This is a genomic window from Nostoc sp. LEGE 12447 (assembly GCF_015206985.1).
GTDB lineage: Bacteria > Cyanobacteriota > Cyanobacteriia > Cyanobacteriales > Nostocaceae > Nostoc.
This window is the reverse complement of record NZ_JADEXT010000044.1, coordinates 17,091-33,323: the sequence shown is the minus strand read 5'-3', so window position 1 is coordinate 33,323 and position 16,233 is coordinate 17,091. Positions and strand designations below refer to the sequence as shown.

General features: G+C 41.0%; 16 protein-coding genes. 10 read left to right on the top strand and 6 right to left on the bottom strand.

The window, feature by feature from the left end:
- Positions 1–71 precede the first annotated feature (71 nt).
- From IQ274_RS37815 to IQ274_RS29485, 4 genes are all read left to right on the top strand, one after another.
- Complete coding sequence (locus tag IQ274_RS37815) at positions 72–3,200, top strand: caspase, EACC1-associated type (protein ID WP_322745365.1); 3,129 nt, start codon at positions 72–74, stop codon at positions 3,198–3,200.
- Positions 3,201–3,430: 230 nt separating this feature from the next.
- Entirely contained in the window at positions 3,431–3,655 is a 225-nt protein-coding gene (locus IQ274_RS29495) for a ribbon-helix-helix domain-containing protein (protein ID WP_194144334.1), read from the top strand.
- Positions 3,642–3,980 carry a type II toxin-antitoxin system PemK/MazF family toxin gene (locus tag IQ274_RS29490; RefSeq protein ID WP_194144333.1) on the top strand — a complete coding sequence of 113 codons (339 nt, stop codon included), beginning with the start codon at positions 3,642–3,644 and terminating at the stop codon, positions 3,978–3,980. Before IQ274_RS29495 ends, IQ274_RS29490 begins: the two co-directional genes overlap by 14 nt.
- A gap of 171 nt (positions 3,981–4,151) precedes the next feature.
- The gene (locus tag IQ274_RS29485) at positions 4,152–5,039 is read left to right on the top strand and encodes a carbohydrate ABC transporter permease (protein ID WP_194144332.1); all 888 of its coding nucleotides are present in this window, start codon (positions 4,152–4,154) and stop codon (positions 5,037–5,039) included.
- Between the two features lie 50 nt (positions 5,040–5,089).
- Here the strand turns inward: IQ274_RS29485 and IQ274_RS29480 are convergent, their stop codons facing one another.
- Positions 5,090–5,656 carry a thermonuclease family protein gene (locus IQ274_RS29480; RefSeq protein ID WP_194144331.1) on the bottom strand — a complete coding sequence of 189 codons (567 nt, stop codon included), beginning with the start codon at positions 5,654–5,656 and terminating at the stop codon, positions 5,090–5,092.
- 230 nt (positions 5,657–5,886) lie between these two features.
- Between IQ274_RS29480 and IQ274_RS29475 the strand changes: the two genes are divergently transcribed.
- Complete coding sequence (locus IQ274_RS29475; protein WP_194144330.1) at positions 5,887–6,633, top strand: ferritin-like domain-containing protein; 747 nt, start codon at positions 5,887–5,889, stop codon at positions 6,631–6,633.
- Between the two features lie 149 nt (positions 6,634–6,782).
- On the top strand, positions 6,783–7,130 hold the full coding sequence (locus tag IQ274_RS29470; protein ID WP_012409687.1) for a winged helix-turn-helix transcriptional regulator: 348 nt from the start codon (positions 6,783–6,785) through the stop codon (positions 7,128–7,130).
- Between the two features lie 140 nt (positions 7,131–7,270).
- On the opposite strand, the gene IQ274_RS29465 is transcribed toward IQ274_RS29470, so the two are convergent.
- The 3 genes from IQ274_RS29465 to IQ274_RS29455 are packed head-to-tail and all read right to left on the bottom strand — an operon-like array spanning position 7,271 to position 8,945.
- Positions 7,271–7,666 carry a salt stress protein, Slr1339 family gene (locus tag IQ274_RS29465; protein WP_194144329.1) on the bottom strand — a complete coding sequence of 132 codons (396 nt, stop codon included), beginning with the start codon at positions 7,664–7,666 and terminating at the stop codon, positions 7,271–7,273.
- Between the two features lie 26 nt (positions 7,667–7,692).
- Complete coding sequence (locus IQ274_RS29460) at positions 7,693–8,298, bottom strand: vWA domain-containing protein (protein ID WP_163932099.1); 606 nt, start codon at positions 8,296–8,298, stop codon at positions 7,693–7,695.
- A gap of 41 nt (positions 8,299–8,339) precedes the next feature.
- Positions 8,340–8,945 carry a vWA domain-containing protein gene (locus IQ274_RS29455; RefSeq protein ID WP_012409685.1) on the bottom strand — a complete coding sequence of 202 codons (606 nt, stop codon included), beginning with the start codon at positions 8,943–8,945 and terminating at the stop codon, positions 8,340–8,342.
- Positions 8,946–9,730: 785 nt separating this feature from the next.
- On the opposite strand from IQ274_RS29455, the gene IQ274_RS29450 reads away from it, so the two are divergent.
- Complete coding sequence (locus IQ274_RS29450) at positions 9,731–10,789, top strand: aliphatic sulfonate ABC transporter substrate-binding protein (protein ID WP_194144328.1); 1,059 nt, start codon at positions 9,731–9,733, stop codon at positions 10,787–10,789.
- Positions 10,790–11,169: 380 nt separating this feature from the next.
- Here the strand turns inward: IQ274_RS29450 and obgE are convergent, their stop codons facing one another.
- Together obgE and IQ274_RS29440 are read right to left on the bottom strand one after the other, a co-directional pair.
- The gene (gene obgE, locus IQ274_RS29445) at positions 11,170–12,204 is read right to left on the bottom strand and encodes a GTPase ObgE (RefSeq protein WP_194144327.1); all 1,035 of its coding nucleotides are present in this window, start codon (positions 12,202–12,204) and stop codon (positions 11,170–11,172) included.
- Positions 12,205–12,278: 74 nt separating this feature from the next.
- Positions 12,279–12,956: a Mo-dependent nitrogenase C-terminal domain-containing protein gene (locus tag IQ274_RS29440; protein ID WP_163932107.1), complete on the bottom strand. Its 678-nt coding sequence runs from the start codon at positions 12,954–12,956 to the stop codon at positions 12,279–12,281.
- 301 nt (positions 12,957–13,257) lie between these two features.
- On the opposite strand from IQ274_RS29440, the gene IQ274_RS29435 reads away from it, so the two are divergent.
- The 3 genes from IQ274_RS29435 (at position 13,258) to IQ274_RS29425 (ending at position 16,161) form a co-directional block, all read left to right on the top strand.
- On the top strand, positions 13,258–14,358 hold the full coding sequence (locus IQ274_RS29435) for a glutamate--cysteine ligase (RefSeq protein ID WP_194144326.1): 1,101 nt from the start codon (positions 13,258–13,260) through the stop codon (positions 14,356–14,358).
- Between the two features lie 531 nt (positions 14,359–14,889).
- A complete protein-coding gene (locus IQ274_RS29430) occupies positions 14,890–15,246 on the top strand; it encodes a hypothetical protein (protein WP_163932108.1) in 357 nt (118 codons plus the stop codon).
- Positions 15,247–15,621: 375 nt separating this feature from the next.
- Complete coding sequence (locus IQ274_RS29425; RefSeq protein WP_012409679.1) at positions 15,622–16,161, top strand: Dps family protein; 540 nt, start codon at positions 15,622–15,624, stop codon at positions 16,159–16,161.
- Positions 16,162–16,233 lie beyond the last annotated feature (72 nt).

Below are 16,233 nucleotides of genomic sequence, written 5' to 3'. Positions count from 1 at the left end.
AAACTTAGTATGAGCGAAACAACACAGAGATTAAAGCCGCATAGGATTTGATCGCAGCATAGGTAAATTAAATGGCGAAGGTAGCGTTGCTGATTGGGGTCAGTGAGTATGAGCCAGGGCTAAACCCGTTGCCCAGTGCAGTTAGAGATGTGGAAGCAGTGTATGGTGTACTGCTGCATAGCGAGATGGGCGGGTTTGCCGCGTCAGATATTACCCTGCTAAAAAATCCTGAACGACAAGTTGTAGAAATGGCGATCGAAACGCTATTCTCTGGACGGCACAAAGATGATTTGCTGTTGCTGTATTTTTCGGGACACGGCATCAAAGACGATCGCGGTAGGCTGTATCTGGCGACTCGCAACACCAGTAAGACGCAGCAGGGCGAATTGATTCGCTCAACGTCGGTGTCTGCCAATTTTATTCACGATCGCATGAGCGAAAGCCGCTCCCGTCGGCAGGTGGTTATCCTAGATAGCTGCTTTAGTGGCGCGTTTGCTGAGGGAATGTCTGCCAAAGATGACGGCACAATTGACATCCGGGAGCAGTTGGGCGGTGAAGGACGAGCCGTATTAACTTCTTCTACTTCAACTCAATATTCTTTTGAGCAAGAGGGACAAGATTTATCGATTTACACTCGCTTTTTGATTGAAGGTATCAAGTCGGGAGAAGCCGATCGCGATCAAGATGAGTTTATCTCTATCGATGAACTTCATGAATACGCCAGTCAAAAAGTGCGAGAACTTCAGCCAGCAATGAAGCCGGAAATCTATGCAATTCGAGAAGGCTTTAAAATTCGACTGACAAAAGTGGCTCCGGGCGATCCCAGACAGCGATACCGTAAAGAGGTTGCGCGATTTATTCATCGAGGCGAAATTTCCTTTGTTGGTCGTCGTACATTAGATGTACTCATGACTCGCTTGGGATTGGAGACAACTGAGGCGAAAGCGGTCGAAGATGAGGTGTTGGAACCGTACCGCAATGACTTCCGCGACAAACTCCAGCAGTATCAGCAGGTGTTCACTGAGCTACTAGAGCGAGACGAGACGATTACAGATGGCGATCGCCACGATCTGCAAAATCTCCAGCAAATTTTGGGGCTACGGAATGAAGACACGATGCCGATTGAGGCACAAGTAACTGCACGGTTCAAGACACATCAGCAAAACCTGCAAATATATCAGCAAGCCTTTACAACGGCATTGCGACAGGAGTTTCCCCTGAGTGCAGCAAGCCGCGATCGCTTACGGCAAACTCAGCAGCAATTAGAGCTTGCAGATAGAGATATTGCGGCGATTGAATCTCAGATTACGGCTGAGGTAGAGGCATATCACCAGAAACTTCAGGACTACGAAAGGCTATTTTTTACTGCCACGCAGCGAGAATATCCCCTTAGCGAGGCAAGCCGAAATGAGTTACGCCAACAGCAGCAGCACTTGGGACTGACGGATGTAGATATTGCACCAATCGAAGCGCAAATCACAACGCAGATTGAAAGCTATCATCAAAAACTCCAGCAGTACGAGCAGGCGTTTGTGAAGGCGACGCAGCGCCAGTATTATCCAGATGAGGTGACGCGGAAGCAGTTGCAGCAAACTTGGCAGACGTTGGGGTTGAGTGATGGAGATGTGGGTGCGATCGAGAGGCGGATTAATGCAGAGATTAAAACCCATCAAGCAAACTTGCAGCAATATGAGCAGGAATTTACAGAAGCTGTTCAGCAAGAATCTCCACTCAGTGCTTTCAAACGTTCTCAACTAACGCAACGTCACCAAGGGTTGAATCTGACTGCTGAGGATGTGACTGCAATTGAAAATCCAATTGTGGCTGCCCTAGAAGAACATCGGCAAAAGCTGCAACAGTATGAAGAGGTGTTTAGAGAGTCGATGCAGTTTGAATATCCTCTTAGTAATACAACTCGTGAAGAACTTCAGCGCTTTCAACGAATTTTAGAATTAAATGATGCGGAAACAACTGCGATTGAAGCAATTATTATTCAATCATCTTCAGAAGGAGAATATCAGAAACAGCAAGAGACAATCAGAGAGCAGCAGGAGGCAGAAAAACAACAACAAGAAGCTGTACAACTGAAGCAGCAGGAGGTAGAAAAACAACAACAAGAAGCTGTACGACTAAAGCAGCAGGATGCAGAGAAACAACGGCAGCAAGAGGAAGCAGAATCTCGCCAAAAATTACAGCAGTATATTCAGCAGCCAAGCCGTACTCAACCCACTCAATCGATTCAAGAGCGAACTACTCAACCAACTCAAGAGCGAATAACCCGACAAAAGTTTTTGAAGTGGGCTGGCTTGGGAAGTGTAGGTTTAGTGACAGCGGTAGTAGGTCGTGAAATTTTTAAGGATCAATCACCTAAATATATTTCCTTTAAATTTGAAACGGTAACGGTAGATAAAAAGGGACAGGTAATTAAACGAGATTCTAACAAACAAGCTAAGTTCTTTAAGGAGGACTTAGGTAATGGCATAATTTTGGAGATGGTTGAGATTCCTGCTGGTTCATTTAAGATGGGTTCACCACCCAATGAAAATGGTCGAGCCAAATATGAAGACTCACAGCACCCTGTAAATGTCCCTACTTTTTTTATAGGCAAGTTTGAAGTGACTCAGGAACAGTACCAGCAAATAATGGGTAGCAGCAATCCGTCCAACTTCAAGGGAGCAAAACGTCCTGTAGAGCAAGTGTCTTGGAATGATGCAGTAGACTTTTGCAAAAAGCTGAGTCAAAAGACTGAGCGTAAATATCGCCTACCTAGTGAAGCAGAGTGGGAATACGCCTGTCGTGCAGGAACAACGACACCATTTCACTTCGGCGAGACGATTACAACTGAGTTAGCTAACTACAATGGGGATTATACCTACGCTTCTGAACCAAAGGGCAAATATCGTCAAGAAACAACAAAAGTAGGAAGTTTTCCACCTAACGCGTTTGGATTATACGATATGCACGGTAATGTCTGGGAGTGGTGTCAAGATACTTGGCATGACAGCTATAAAGGAGCGCCTAGTGATGGAAGTGCGTGGATAGATAATGATAATCAACTTCATATGCTGCGGGGTGGTTCCTGGTACGACCGTCCTGAAAACTGTCGTTCCGCGTATCGCAACAACCCCTACTCGCGCGACGACCTCTACGGCAATATTGGTTTTCGTGTTGTATGCGCTGCTGGGAGGATTCTTCTGTAGCTCTTTATACTTTAACTCTTTTGTCCTCTACCCTTATTTCCTTTACCCTTTTTGGGTGTAGCGAAGCGGAACGATCTTTTTTTTGAAAAAACAGAGTGGATCAAATCATGAACCAAGAGCTTACCCAAGCGATGCCTCATAAGTTCAGCTATTCCACAGCATCGATTTACTGACTTGAAATTAAGCTAGAATATTAGTACGAATTATTTTTACTACTAATTGGTAGGAAGATGAATGTAGAAAAACTCTCTATTTCCTTGCCACCGTTTTTAGTAGAGTTTGTCGAAAACTACAAGCGGAATAAAGGATGTAAATCTCGTTCTCAAGTAATTGAAGAAGCATTAGAATTGCTGCGAAACCGAGAATTAGAGGCAGCTTACCGAGAAGCGTCTGCTGAAGTTGATAACGATTGGGATGTGACAGTGGCAGATGGTTTAACAGATGAAACGTGGTGATATTTATTACGCAAATCTTAGTTCGGTGATGGGTTCAGAAATGGGTAAACGTCGTCCAGTTCTAATTGTCAGTAATGACATAAGTAATAGTGCTGCTACCACTGTGACAATTTTACCGCTTACTTCTAATGTGAACCGTGTTTATCCCTTTGAAGTTTTGCTTAATCCAGAGGTTAGTGGTTTAACAAAACCTTCTAAAGTACAGGCGCAGCAAGTGCGTACAATTTCTAAGCAACGAATTACTGGTGAAGTATTAGGTAGTTTAAACGCAGATTTGATGGTACTAATTGATGCAGCGTTAAAATTGCATTTGGGATTGGTTTGAGTTTGCAGAAAAATAGCGATGTTTAAGTAAAGACTCCAACTAGAGGTAATTATGAACCAAGAGCTTACCCAAGCGATGCCTACGGCTGTAAACTACGCTAATACGAGAAGAAACCAAGCTAAGGGTAGAATCAGGGCGGAGGATAATAACAGCTAAAAGGAAAAATTATAGATGTCAAAAAAAATATATACTACTAAGTCGTGGTTGGATAACGATACAGTAGCTGCTTGGACTTTTCTCACACCAGCACTAATTTTACTCGGCGTTTTTATCATTTGGCCGATCGCCTATTTGTTTTACCTCAGCTTTACTGCTGGTAGTTTCACCTTAAAAGGTACTTATTGGATAGGCTTAAAAAACTATTGGCGCTTGCTACTTAACCCCGACTTTTGGCAAGTTCTGGGTAACACCTTTTATTTTACTGTTGCCACCATTATTCCCAGTTTAGTTATTTCCTTGGGATTGGCTGTACTATTAAACCGCTCTATTCCCTTGCGGGGCATCATGCGGAGTGCTTATTTTTTACCTTCCATTATTTCACTTGTGGCAGCCGGTTTGGGATTTCGCTGGCTGTTTCAGACATCAGGGCCAGTTAACGGACTTTTAGATTTTTTTGGCATTCCAGCCATACCTTGGCTAGGAGATACATTTTGGGCAATGCCAGTAATTATTTTAATGAGTATTTGGAAACAACTCGGTTTCAATATGGTAGTTTTTTTAGCAGGTTTGCAAGCAATTCCTCCGAGCCGTTATGAAGCAGCAGATTTGGATGGAGCAAATGCTTGGCAACAATTTTGGTATATTACTCTGCCTGGATTGCGCCCGACTGTGATATTTGCAGTCATTACTACCGCGATTTTTACATTGCGGAGTTTTGAGCAAGTTTTTGTCATGACTGGCGGTGGCCCACTGAATTCGACTAATTTGCTGGTTTACTACATTTATCAAGAGGCTTTTGGTCAGTTTGATTTTGGTTATGCAGCCGCCGCCGCGACGGTGTTACTAGCAGTGACGCTGGTATTAGTTTATTTTCAACTGCAAACTTGGAAAGAGGAGTAGGGGGACTTTATGCATACACTATTCACCACTTCTGAATTCTGACTCCTGTTTTATTTTTTTGATAGGCTGCGATATTCCCAAGGATTAACAAATTTAGTGTCACTCCAAACCCCAACACGTTGTTCCTTGGCTTCAGCTTCAGCCTGTTGAACTAAGTCTTTGCTAGGACACTTGTTTAAGTAAGGACGATACACTTTTGCTAATCCTTCTTTTAACAATATCTGCTGCACAAAAGTGCCATTTTGTAAACGGACTTCGGCAATTTTGCGTCCATAGCGATCGCTATCTGTGATATTCAAAGTCACGCGATCGCCTCCTTGTTGCACCAGTTGTTGTACCCGTTCTTGGGCTTTCACACCCCAAATAAATTGATTGCGATCGCTAGTGCGTTTACTCTGCTTTTCTTTATTAGAGTGGGCTATTTCGGGCGCATCTACACAAGCAAAGCGCACGGTAAAATTTTTGCCATTGGTATCTTTAACTACTATGGTATCGCCATCACTCACTCGCTCAACTGGTTCTCCAGAAGTACCGATAAAGCGATCGCAGCCTATCAAACCCAAAATCATGATAGTTGCACACAGCCAAAATCGTACTGGTTTATTTAATTTCTCCATCCCAACTCACCTGCATTACCTCTGTGGGATGATATTAGCAAAATGATGAGATATATTTGTTAACCCTTGACATACTGCCACAGGCAATTAAAAACCCCAAATGGGGCGTTGCATATTTGCGAGATAATTTAACAACTTCCAAAATTTCCCCTTCTCCCTGCCGACACCCGAATAGAAAATGCACATTAGTATAAGAATTGTAACCTCCCAATTATCAGTGGCAATTTTTGATGAACTTCTTAACTAACATTCTGCATTTAGCTGGTTCAGGTGCTTTTGCCTATTACTCTGCTGCTCAAATTCGTGATTCTAAAACCCGTCCCAATATCCTTGCGGGGTTTTATTTTGCTGAATCTGGTTCTGTGCCGTTTTTATCTGCACTTAGCGATCGCGCCGCAGCCGAAGGCGATACATGGCTAGCCGAAAAACTAGCAAAACACGCATCCGATGAGACTAGGCATGGTAAAGTTTTTGCCCACGCCTTACAGCAGATGAATAAACAAGTTATAGATTTTAAGCGTCAACCCCAAACTACAACCACAAACAAATCACAACAGCAACGTAGCCCCTTTTTTGCAGCATTCTTTGAAGGCTACACCCAAGAACAACTTAAACCTGCTGTCATTGACTGGGATGTGTTTATGGCTAGCACATACATTCTTGAGTTAGATGCTAGTAAAGACTTTGCGCGAATGGCGAGAGTATTACCTGATAACGAGCCAACCGGTCGTAACTTGAAGTTAGGAATGCTAAGTATTGCCCAAGATGAAACTGGACATGCTGCTTATCTCTACGAAGCCATGATGCGACGGATGTCTGCTACCAAAGTGGAAAAACTTGTAGATATGTGGCGAACCCGCAAGGTAAACGCCTTGATAGCAATGGTTGGCGGTATCCTCCAGCGTAATGGTAAAACGCGATCGCTAGTCCAAGATAGTGCGCCGTCGGAAATTGATTCTGAGTTGATAGCTACGTAATTATAGTTATCATTGAGTATCTAATGTTAAAAAAATTTAGTCTATCAAAGAGAGCAGTTAAATTTTGTGGAGTGTTGTAGATGTACCCATACTTTTAACTAGCGGTACTACCCAGCAAACCTAAGTAAGGTACTTCTTAAAAACTGACTATGAAAGCTGAAGCAGAAAACAATCTCAGGCTGACTTGTGAAGTAGAAACTACCCTAAAGGTAATTGGCGGACGCTGGAAAGTTTTGATTATTAGAGAATTAATGACTGGCGTAAAAAGGTTTGGTGAGTTACAACGAGCTTTACCCGGAGTTACGCAAAAGATGTTGACTCAGCAACTTAGAGAAATGGAGCAAGACGGCATTATCCATCGAGAAGTTTATCCCCAAATTCCACCAAAGGTAGAATATTCGCTAACGCATTTAGGAGAAACTTTGCAACCAATTCTCTATGCTATGCATGAATGGGCTGTTCAACACTCAAATCGAACAAATCACCATCAATATTGAGCATGGTTAATAAATAATAATTGCTCATTTTAAATTTGAGATAGGAGATTATTTTTGAATCTTGAATTGTTTTTTTAGACATGCCTAGAAATGAATAGAGACGCAATATTTTACGTCTCTACATTCTTTTTTGAAGATGTTTATTCATTGCTTCTTAAATATTCAATCGCTGCCTCTAATTTTGAGGGGTAACTTTCAGCAAACCTTTCAAACCAAAGTCCTTCCGACGAAAGTGGATCTACTTTGGCTAACCATTCTTTTGCCTGTATTTTCAAGCCCTCTAATTGTTTGGCTTTGAGTTGTTCTTGGCGAATTCGCTCCTTTTCTAGTTCTTGTTGTTTTTGTAACTCAATAGCAGCATCCTCTTCTGCAAAATTAGCCTTAACCTCTGCCAAAATGTTATCCATAAAAGATACCGACTTTGGCGATGATGGAATAAAGGATTTGGCTGTGGTTGATTTTGACTGTTGCTGTTGTGGTTGTACTTCTTTATATTCAGTTTGGAGTTCGGCTAATAGCTTATCAATGGAATCCATTTTTGCAATTCCTATAAATGATATATTTAGTCATTAATGGCATTGAGCAACACTTCTGATAGACTCATATCTTCCATATCTTCCATAGTAATGGTGTCACAGATATCAAACTTAGCACCAGCACTTTGAAGTTCATCATCTAAGACTTTCAGAAAGCGAGTAGCTTGTGGATCTGCGCCCACTTGAATGAAGGAAATGGCTAATTCTTCATCTCGATCGATGCGGCGAGAAGCTTCAATAATTACCTTCATAACTGCTTTGCGATCGTCTGGTTCACCATCAGTAACCACTAAAATTGTTTCACCATTTGGCTTTGTTTGACCGGCTGCTTTGCGTTGTAAGTAATCGTCAGTTGCATGTTTCAACACACCTGCCAAGTCAGTTGTACCAGAGGGATCATTTTCTCGGAAAATTTGCCCTACTAGACTGGATGTCACGTTTTCGTATCGCTTGAATTTACCAGAAAATAAATAAATAGTGATACCATCTGGGTCAAATTGCTCACACTTGCTAGCTAAAGCCAAAGTAGATTCCTGCGCTGCAAACCATCTACTTCTGCCACCCTTTTGATCTTGGGTTGCCATGCTGCCGCTTTTATCAATAATTAAGGTGTAATCACGATTTTCTAGCATTTATAATTTTCCCAATTATTTAATAAAAAACTTTAAACTAATCAGTCAGTTATTGCGTTAGTCAATACATCTACAAGACTCATTTCTTCCAAGTCATCTAAAGTAACCGTGTCGCAAATATCAAATTTAGCGCCGACACTTTGTAACTGGTCATCCAAAGCTTTAAGGAACTTAGTTGCTTGGGCATCTGAACCTACTTGAATGATCGAAATTCCTAATTCTTCATCACGCTCCATCTGGCGAGTAGCATGAATGATAACTTCAAATACAGCTTTGCGATCGTCTGGTTCACCATCGGTGATGACTAAAATTGTCTCTCCATTTGGCTTGCTTTTACCGGCTGCTTTGCGTTGAAAGTAATTATTGATTGCGTCCTGAAGCACACCTGCTAAGTTTGTCGTCCCAGCAGGGTCATTTTCGAGAAATATCTGTGCGACTTTGGCTGAAGTGACATCATCGTAGCGTTTAAATCTACCGGAAAACAAGTAAACGGTGATGCCATCGGGATCAAACTGTTCGGCCTTTCTTGCCAAAGCGAGTGTAGACTCTTGGGCAATCTCCCATCTACTTCTACCGCCCACTTGGTCGGGTGTGGACATACTACCGCTTTTATCAATGATTAATGTATAGTCGCGATCGCTCATCATAATTTTCCTCTGATTGTTACCCTGCAATTCTAGTTTAACTCCGTTTTTTTACCAGTAAGCAAAGCCTTTAAGCTTTTGTCTCAATTTTTACGTGAACTAGCCGCACTGACTTGGATTACAAAGTACAGTGTGGGCTTCCAATTTCACCGAGGAATGCCGTATCTCGGATCAGAATATAGATGAAGCTAGTTTATAGTTATAGTCTGCGATCGCTTTATATCATGTCCTCCTAATCACTTAGGATATGCCATTGTGATTGGAACACAGCAATTGCAAGAGTTCGAAGATTGCTTCTCTACGAGATGCTCCATGAACACTTCGTTTGCAATGACAACTAATTAGCCGGACATGATATTACCTAATCCAGCAAATATCGTTGTGCATGAGGCTGTCGGTTTTTCGCCTGTAAGTGTATTTAGCATAATTAAGTATAAAATTGCTGTGTACTGCAATATCAGTAGGTGGCAACTATCTCTGTAATAAGAGGCACATCTATCAGTAAATCATCCTCTTTTTTGCTAGAAGTCCAAAAATCGTCTCTATGGAATGATGGCTTTATTTACTGCTTGATTCTTGCAGAAGTCTATGATAGCATCCGTACAAAGAATAAACTACTATAAATCGGTCGATTTACAGTAGTTTAAAGCTACATGCCATTGGTAAAACTGCTTAATTAAATTTATCAGCTAAAAATTTCATTTAAATTTTTAGCTAATTGCCAGTAGTGCAAACGGTAGAAATTCAGTAGCGAAAAAACGAAAACATTAAATATTTACTAATACATTATGGTAGAAATATCGCGCAAATCTTACTTAAAGCTGTTCAATTACTCTCTACTATTCTTAGTAGGTGGAGTATTCAGTTTATCCATGACTTTAGTCAGTTGTAAAGCACCAAATACACCAGAGCAAACCGCTAACGCCTCCAATAGCTCTAATAGCACTAAGACAAAAGTCTTACACATGGGCTATATGACAGCTGGAGACTTACTCAAAATTAAAGGATTGTTAGAGAAACGTTTAACCCCACTGGGTATGAAAGTCGAATGGTCAAAATTTGCTGCTGGCCCGCAACTTTTGGAAGCGATGAATGTAGGAAGTGTAGATTTCGGCTTTGTCGGTGAAACTCCCCCCATCTTTGCTCAAGCGTCGGGTGTTCCTTTTGTTTATGTTGCTAGTAGCAAACCTGGAACTGGTGAGGGAACTGCTGTTGTAGTCGATAAAGATTCTCCAATCAAGACAATAGCTGACCTCAAAGGTAAAGGATTGGCCTTTCAAAGAGCTACTGCACAGCAGTATTTCGTTTTGAAGGTTTTGCAAGAAGCAGGGCTGAAACTCAGCGATATTAAACACATTAATCTCACACCATTAGAAACTCGTGCTGCATTTGAGCGTAAGAGCATTGATGCAGCTGTAATTGGCGACCCCCACCTTGCTCTATTCCAGAAAACTGCTCGGATTCGGATTATCCGAGATGGTAAAGGGATTACTACCCAAGGAGGTTACTGGTTGGGCTCGCGTAGTTTCGTCAAAGATAATCCTGATGTAGTTAAAGTCATATTAGAAGAAGTCAATAACATTGGCAAATGGGCTGAAGCTAACCCACGTCAAGTAGCTGAACTGATTTCACCTGAAGCGAAAATTGATGTTCCAACACTAGAACTGGTATCGAAACGTAGGCTTTATACATTAAGACCCCTTAGTGAAGAAGTTTTGTCAGGACAGCAGAAAATTGCTGACTTATTCTATGAGCAGAAATTTATCACTAAGAAAATCAATGTTAAAGAAGCGACGCTTTCTTCTGAACAATATGCTACTTTAACCCCTTCAGAAGTTAAGCCTTGAGCATATAATTCGTAATTCGTAATTCGTAATTTTAATAGCTTTTATTACGATTAGATTTACAAAGGTTGTAAAACAATTATGTTGTGTATCAACGTCAATACGTCGTTCGAGGTTTTTATTAATCATTCTTTGATGAGAATAGAGCCTCGCTGTAGGGGCAATTCATGAATTGCCCCTACGACAGATGTGGTTTTTCCAATCATCTATATTTGCTCTTTCTTGCCAATGAAGTAGTAATTACGAATTACAAATTATCTCAATGCCTCCACTTCCAATACGGTTCGGATAAGCATTTTTCACTTTCCTTGTGGTCTGGGTAAAGGGTAAGGGGTAAAGGGGAAAGGATGTATTCAAAACCTTTTCCCTTTCCCCTTTACCCTTTAACCGAACCGTATTGCCTCCACTTCTTCAGGAACCTTCATTTGGTCGAGAATTCCCCAGATTTCTTGTAACATCGGCTCTAAGCCGGTGCGAGTAACTGCTGAAATTATAAAAACCGGGGCGTAGGAGAGATGATTAAGTTGGGTAGCTAAAGCCTCCAAATCGACAGTTTCCCGATCTACGGCATCAATTTTATTCAGCGCCAAAATTTGTGGACGTTCTGCTAAACCCTGTCCATAAGCTTGTAATTCTTCTTTAATTGTGTTGTAATCCCTAATCACATCATCACTAGTGGCATCAATCAAGTGAAGTAGCACTCGCGTGCGCTCAATATGACGCAAGAAATCATGCCCCAATCCAGCCCCATGAGATGCTCCCGCAATTAGTCCAGGAATATCGGCGAAAACAGTACCATCGCCAGTCGGTTTTCGCACTACACCCAAATTTGGGATCAAAGTAGTAAAGGGATAATCAGCAATTTTAGGACGTGCTGCTGATAAAGATGAAATTAAAGTGGATTTTCCAGCATTTGGTAAGCCAATAATCCCCACTTCTGCCAAAAGTTTCAACTCCAGACGCAGCTGCTTTATTTCCCCCGGTAATCCAGGGAGGGCGTATTCTGGGGCGCGATTACGGTTACTCAAGAAATGCTGATTTCCCAGTCCGCCTTTACCACCTTGGGCAATCAGTAAAGTCTGCTGAGGCTCAGTTAAATCTCCCAGCAGTTCGCCTGTTTCAGCATCATAAATAGTTGTACCGCAGGGAACTTCGATAATTAAATCCTTTCCTCCTGCCCCTGTGCAGTTGTTTGGCCCACCACGAGTCCCTTTTTCTGCCTGAAAACGATGATTATATCTGAAGTCCAGCAAGGTTTGTAGGTTTTCGTCGGCTACGAAAAATACCGAACCGCCTCGTCCTCCATTACCACCAGAGGGGCCACCAGTCGGCACGTATTTCTCTCGCCGGAAGGCGACAATACCATCGCCGCCCTTACCAGCTTCAACTTCAATTTTTGCTTGATCGATAAATTGCATACTTAAATAATAATGAGAAGTGAAGAGTGAGGAGTTACAAATTATAACTCCTTACTCCTCACTCCTAACTCTAACTAAATATATGGTGAAACATCTTCACCACATTTATCTGCTAGATAAGAGAGGGCGCGGAAACGTAAGCCCACCAGTTGCTCATACAAGGGGTTAATTTTACACATCGGGGGGATGTGGACAATCTTGCGTCCAAATAAGGTGACATCCCGCTCAAAGGGACACTGGGAGGGAATCATTTTACACAAAAAGCGGGCTACTCTTGGGTCTTGAATATCTAGCCCATCCAGCCAGTCACGCAGGGGGTGTAGTGCATCAATTTGACGCTTTGTAAGTCCAGGGCTGGCGATCGCAGGGGTAAATTGCTGTGGGTATTCTAGGGTATGGCGAAGGGCTTCTAGTAACTCCTCTGGCTGTTCTAAGGCTTGACAGAACTGATGTAGAACCTCATCTTCACTGGGAGAATAAGTACCATCTGCGATCGCTACCATCACTGCTGTCCTTAAGAAATTTTCTGCGGCGGGTGTACCTTTACCCAACACTGCGGCTAATTCTTCTGGCGTAATTACCTCTAGCGAGTCCCATTTAATCTTAGGAGCTAATTCATCTTTGGTGATGTTGGCTATTAATTCCTGTTCTTGGGCATCAAAATTACCATCTGCCCAAGCAATGGTGAGCAGCCCACGCAACCAAGCGGCAATCTGTTCGCTGCTATAGGGGGATTGAACGGTACTTGTCATAAACTCACGTCTCAAGCTTTCCTCAGTCACTACTAAGCTACCCTAATCGGCGACTAGGAAGATAGTCAGGGCAACACAGAAAAATAAATCAGAGAGGTTTTCAAATCGCAAAAGCCGATCTTAGGGTAAAATTCATTTATCCTATTATTGAGAATTTTTATAGTTAAAGTAAAATTGATTGGAGTATCTCAAATATTCGTGCTACGTCTCTACAAGGGTTCTAGAGAAAGCATATTTAATTTTTGGAAATATCTATCTATTAGTCAGATTAGGTTAACTATAAGCAATAAAGGTATAGATAATGTTTTTCTTTGGCATTGAGCATGAAGTCGCGTTCCTAAATAAAGAAGGTAAATTTGCTGATTTTTCCCACACAAAATTTGCTGATTTTAATCAAATTATTGAAAAGTTACCCACATATCCCAGCGATTATCCTCAACTGCGCGTAGGTGATGCGGGTATTAAGATGAAGAGATGGTACATTGAGGGATTTGAAAGATTTGCAGATTCCGATGAAGTGATAGACTGTCATGTTAAAGGTATTGAAATTAGAACAACTATACATTCTGATATTCAAGGCGCTATTACGGAATTATCAGAAAGTTTTCAGTTACTACGTGAAGTTGCTGCTAACTTTGACTTATCACCAGTTTTGGTCAGTTTTAATCCCTACAATCCGGCTTTTGAACCTCAACCTCCATTAAATGATTATGAAATCAAACAGCTAGAGGCTTATCCTGACGAACAAACTGCTAATATTCACATGGTGTCTTATGGACCAGATTTAAATATTTCAGTGGCAGATTTGTCTACTGAAAGTGTGATTGATATCGGCAGAAAGTTAACTTATTATAGTCCCTATATCGTCCCTTTTAGTTATAGCTCCCCTTTTTATAACGGAGGTTTATGGGATGGGTTATCGGTACGAACCTTTATCAGAACTGGAAAAAGACCAGCAGCCCTAGTTTTTGTTCAGAAAGAAGAACAATTGATTAATAGTATACCTTCGCTAACAAAAATCGCCCGCATTCCGGCGGAAGTAGGACGCATTGAATTTAAAGCTTGTGATAGTTGTGATAATTTTTTAATTTACGCGTCTTTGCTAGCGTTATTGAAAGGTTTGGTGTTAGATAATACCTTACTGGGTAGAGAAACTGTACCCGATGCAGCATTACATCAAATTTCAGCAAAAGAAGGTTTTGACAACGAGGATATTTTTGAGAATGCGACAAAAGTCTTGCAAGCAGCTGAAGTTGCCTTGGAAAATGACCCAGATGTTCATTATTTAATGCCCTTAAAAGTACTGCTGGCGAAGCGAAAAACAAGATCCCATGAATTAATAGAAATGTTCAATCGTGTAAGTTCAATAGAAGAGGTAATAAGGCAGACTTATCAAGTTTAAAGAAAAGATTTATTTTTCCCTTTAAAAAAGGGGATATTTATACAAATTTAGGCTTTACAAATATTATTTAATATGCATATTTGTGAAAATGCTTTAATTGGATAAAGTTGAGCTAACTGAACACAAATCCCAGAGTCATTAATCTGCGACAACTATATTAAGTCGATATATCTAGAGACTGATTTTTATTGTAACCACAGATATAGAAAAGTTCATTCTAGAGATTGATGCAGGCTTTAGCATTTTCAAAGTACAAGTAGAAATAAGGAACCTTGAGAAAAGAATGTCAATATCAAATGTAAAAATTTTGCTACAGAATTAAGGTGGTATTTGCTTATTATCCCTTACTAATTTCGATGCAGAAATACAAAGATAATTTCTTCATTTCTTTATCAGGTTCCTTTGACAAGAACTTTCAGATTAAAGTGTAGCCTGCTATTTTTATTATTGCTCAATTTGCCAAATAAAAGTATAAGCTCTGCTTTATCCGTGAAAGTTCTGCGTTGTTAAAGCTGTTATCGAGGATTTCAAATGAAGATTATTGCTTCTGTTTTATCTATCTTAAGTCCAGTACGTTTTCTAATTGTAGGCTTTACTTGCGCCTTACTACTGTTATCTAGTGCTTTTCCTGCTTTTGCAATCGATAGCTATCAAAGTAATCCTACCGAAGGCACTACACAACTGCTTGACATTCAGCGCAAAACTGATGAAGCTGCTAAAGAACCACCACAAGGATTGAGAAAAGTTCAAAAGGAGTCAAACGAAGGACTTAATGAGGTTCAAGGTGCTGCTGATATTGACAAGCAAAAGCGTCCTGAAAATTCACAATCTGCAACCACTGTGGAAGAAAATATTAAGAATGTGTTGGAGAAAGTTACAGGCAAGTAACTAAATTAATAGTTCTGGTAATTTTTGGGTAGTAATGGGTGATTGCGTAAAAGCAGTAACCCATTACTCATTATTAATGTTAAGCTGGCTGGCACATTAAATTAAGTATAAAGCTATATTCGCGTGAACATTGTTGGAAAACTGAGTTTAGATATTTTGAATTAACTATTGTATTTAGTATTCTTATGTTTGTAGCTTCAAATCGCTAATTGCTATACTATTGGCTGACTATTAGCTAAATACTACCTATTAAGACATAGGCGCAATTATCAATTTAGTAACTTATCTAAGCTCATAATGTTTCCTTTGGTTGATGTGGAATGTATATGAAATTTGAGAAGTTAGTAAATAAGTTTGCTTAGGGATGGAAAAATAATGCGTGCGATAAACATTGGGTTAACAGAAGAACAGCGTCAAGGTGTAATTAATCTGTTAAATAAAGATTTGGCAGATGCCTATCTACTGTTGGTGAAAACCAAAAAGTATCACTGGGATGTCGTTGGCCCTCAGTTCCGCTCTTTGCACCAGCTTTGGGAAGAACACTACGAAAAGCTGACTCTAAATATTGATGCTTTGGCAGAGCGAGTTCGTGCTTTAGGTGGTTATCCAGTTGGCACAATGGAAGGATTTCTTAAGATTGCTAGCCTCAAGGAACATGCTGGTAATGTTCCCACAGCAACAGGAATGGTAGCTAATCTGGTAGAAGACCACGAACAGGTTATTCGTAACTTAAGAGACCATGTAGACCAGTCTGGTGATGAGTTCCACGATCAAGGAACTGCTGACTTTCTGACTGGACTTATGGAAGAACATGAGGAAATGGCTTGGATGCTGCGTTCATTTATTGAAGGCGAAGCACTGGGGCCAGATGGTAGACAGCCAGCAGAAGGGGCTAAGACTCCTGTAGGTGTGTAGCTCATAACGTCTGAGTTAAAAATGGGTGTTTGTGAAACCAATTAGAAGGAGGAATTAATCTTCCTTCTAATC

Bases quoted from the DNA above. Each gene is read 5' to 3' on its own strand.
- IQ274_RS37815 (WP_322745365.1), top strand. From the start codon at position 72: ATGGCGAAGGTAGCGTTGCTGATTGGGGTCAGTGAGTATGAGCCAGGG.
- IQ274_RS29495 (WP_194144334.1), top strand. From the start codon at position 3,431: ATGAATGTAGAAAAACTCTCTATTTCCTTGCCACCGTTTTTAGTAGAG.
- IQ274_RS29490 (WP_194144333.1), top strand. From the start codon at position 3,642: ATGAAACGTGGTGATATTTATTACGCAAATCTTAGTTCGGTGATGGGT.
- IQ274_RS29485 (WP_194144332.1), top strand. From the start codon at position 4,152: ATGTCAAAAAAAATATATACTACTAAGTCGTGGTTGGATAACGATACA.
- IQ274_RS29480 (WP_194144331.1), bottom strand. From the start codon at position 5,656: ATGGAGAAATTAAATAAACCAGTACGATTTTGGCTGTGTGCAACTATC.
- IQ274_RS29475 (WP_194144330.1), top strand. From the start codon at position 5,887: ATGAACTTCTTAACTAACATTCTGCATTTAGCTGGTTCAGGTGCTTTT.
- IQ274_RS29470 (WP_012409687.1), top strand. From the start codon at position 6,783: ATGAAAGCTGAAGCAGAAAACAATCTCAGGCTGACTTGTGAAGTAGAA.
- IQ274_RS29465 (WP_194144329.1), bottom strand. From the start codon at position 7,666: ATGGATTCCATTGATAAGCTATTAGCCGAACTCCAAACTGAATATAAA.
- IQ274_RS29460 (WP_163932099.1), bottom strand. From the start codon at position 8,298: ATGCTAGAAAATCGTGATTACACCTTAATTATTGATAAAAGCGGCAGC.
- IQ274_RS29455 (WP_012409685.1), bottom strand. From the start codon at position 8,945: ATGATGAGCGATCGCGACTATACATTAATCATTGATAAAAGCGGTAGT.
- IQ274_RS29450 (WP_194144328.1), top strand. From the start codon at position 9,731: ATGGTAGAAATATCGCGCAAATCTTACTTAAAGCTGTTCAATTACTCT.
- obgE (WP_194144327.1), bottom strand. From the start codon at position 12,204: ATGCAATTTATCGATCAAGCAAAAATTGAAGTTGAAGCTGGTAAGGGC.
- IQ274_RS29440 (WP_163932107.1), bottom strand. From the start codon at position 12,956: ATGACAAGTACCGTTCAATCCCCCTATAGCAGCGAACAGATTGCCGCT.
- IQ274_RS29435 (WP_194144326.1), top strand. From the start codon at position 13,258: ATGTTTTTCTTTGGCATTGAGCATGAAGTCGCGTTCCTAAATAAAGAA.
- IQ274_RS29430 (WP_163932108.1), top strand. From the start codon at position 14,890: ATGAAGATTATTGCTTCTGTTTTATCTATCTTAAGTCCAGTACGTTTT.
- IQ274_RS29425 (WP_012409679.1), top strand. From the start codon at position 15,622: ATGCGTGCGATAAACATTGGGTTAACAGAAGAACAGCGTCAAGGTGTA.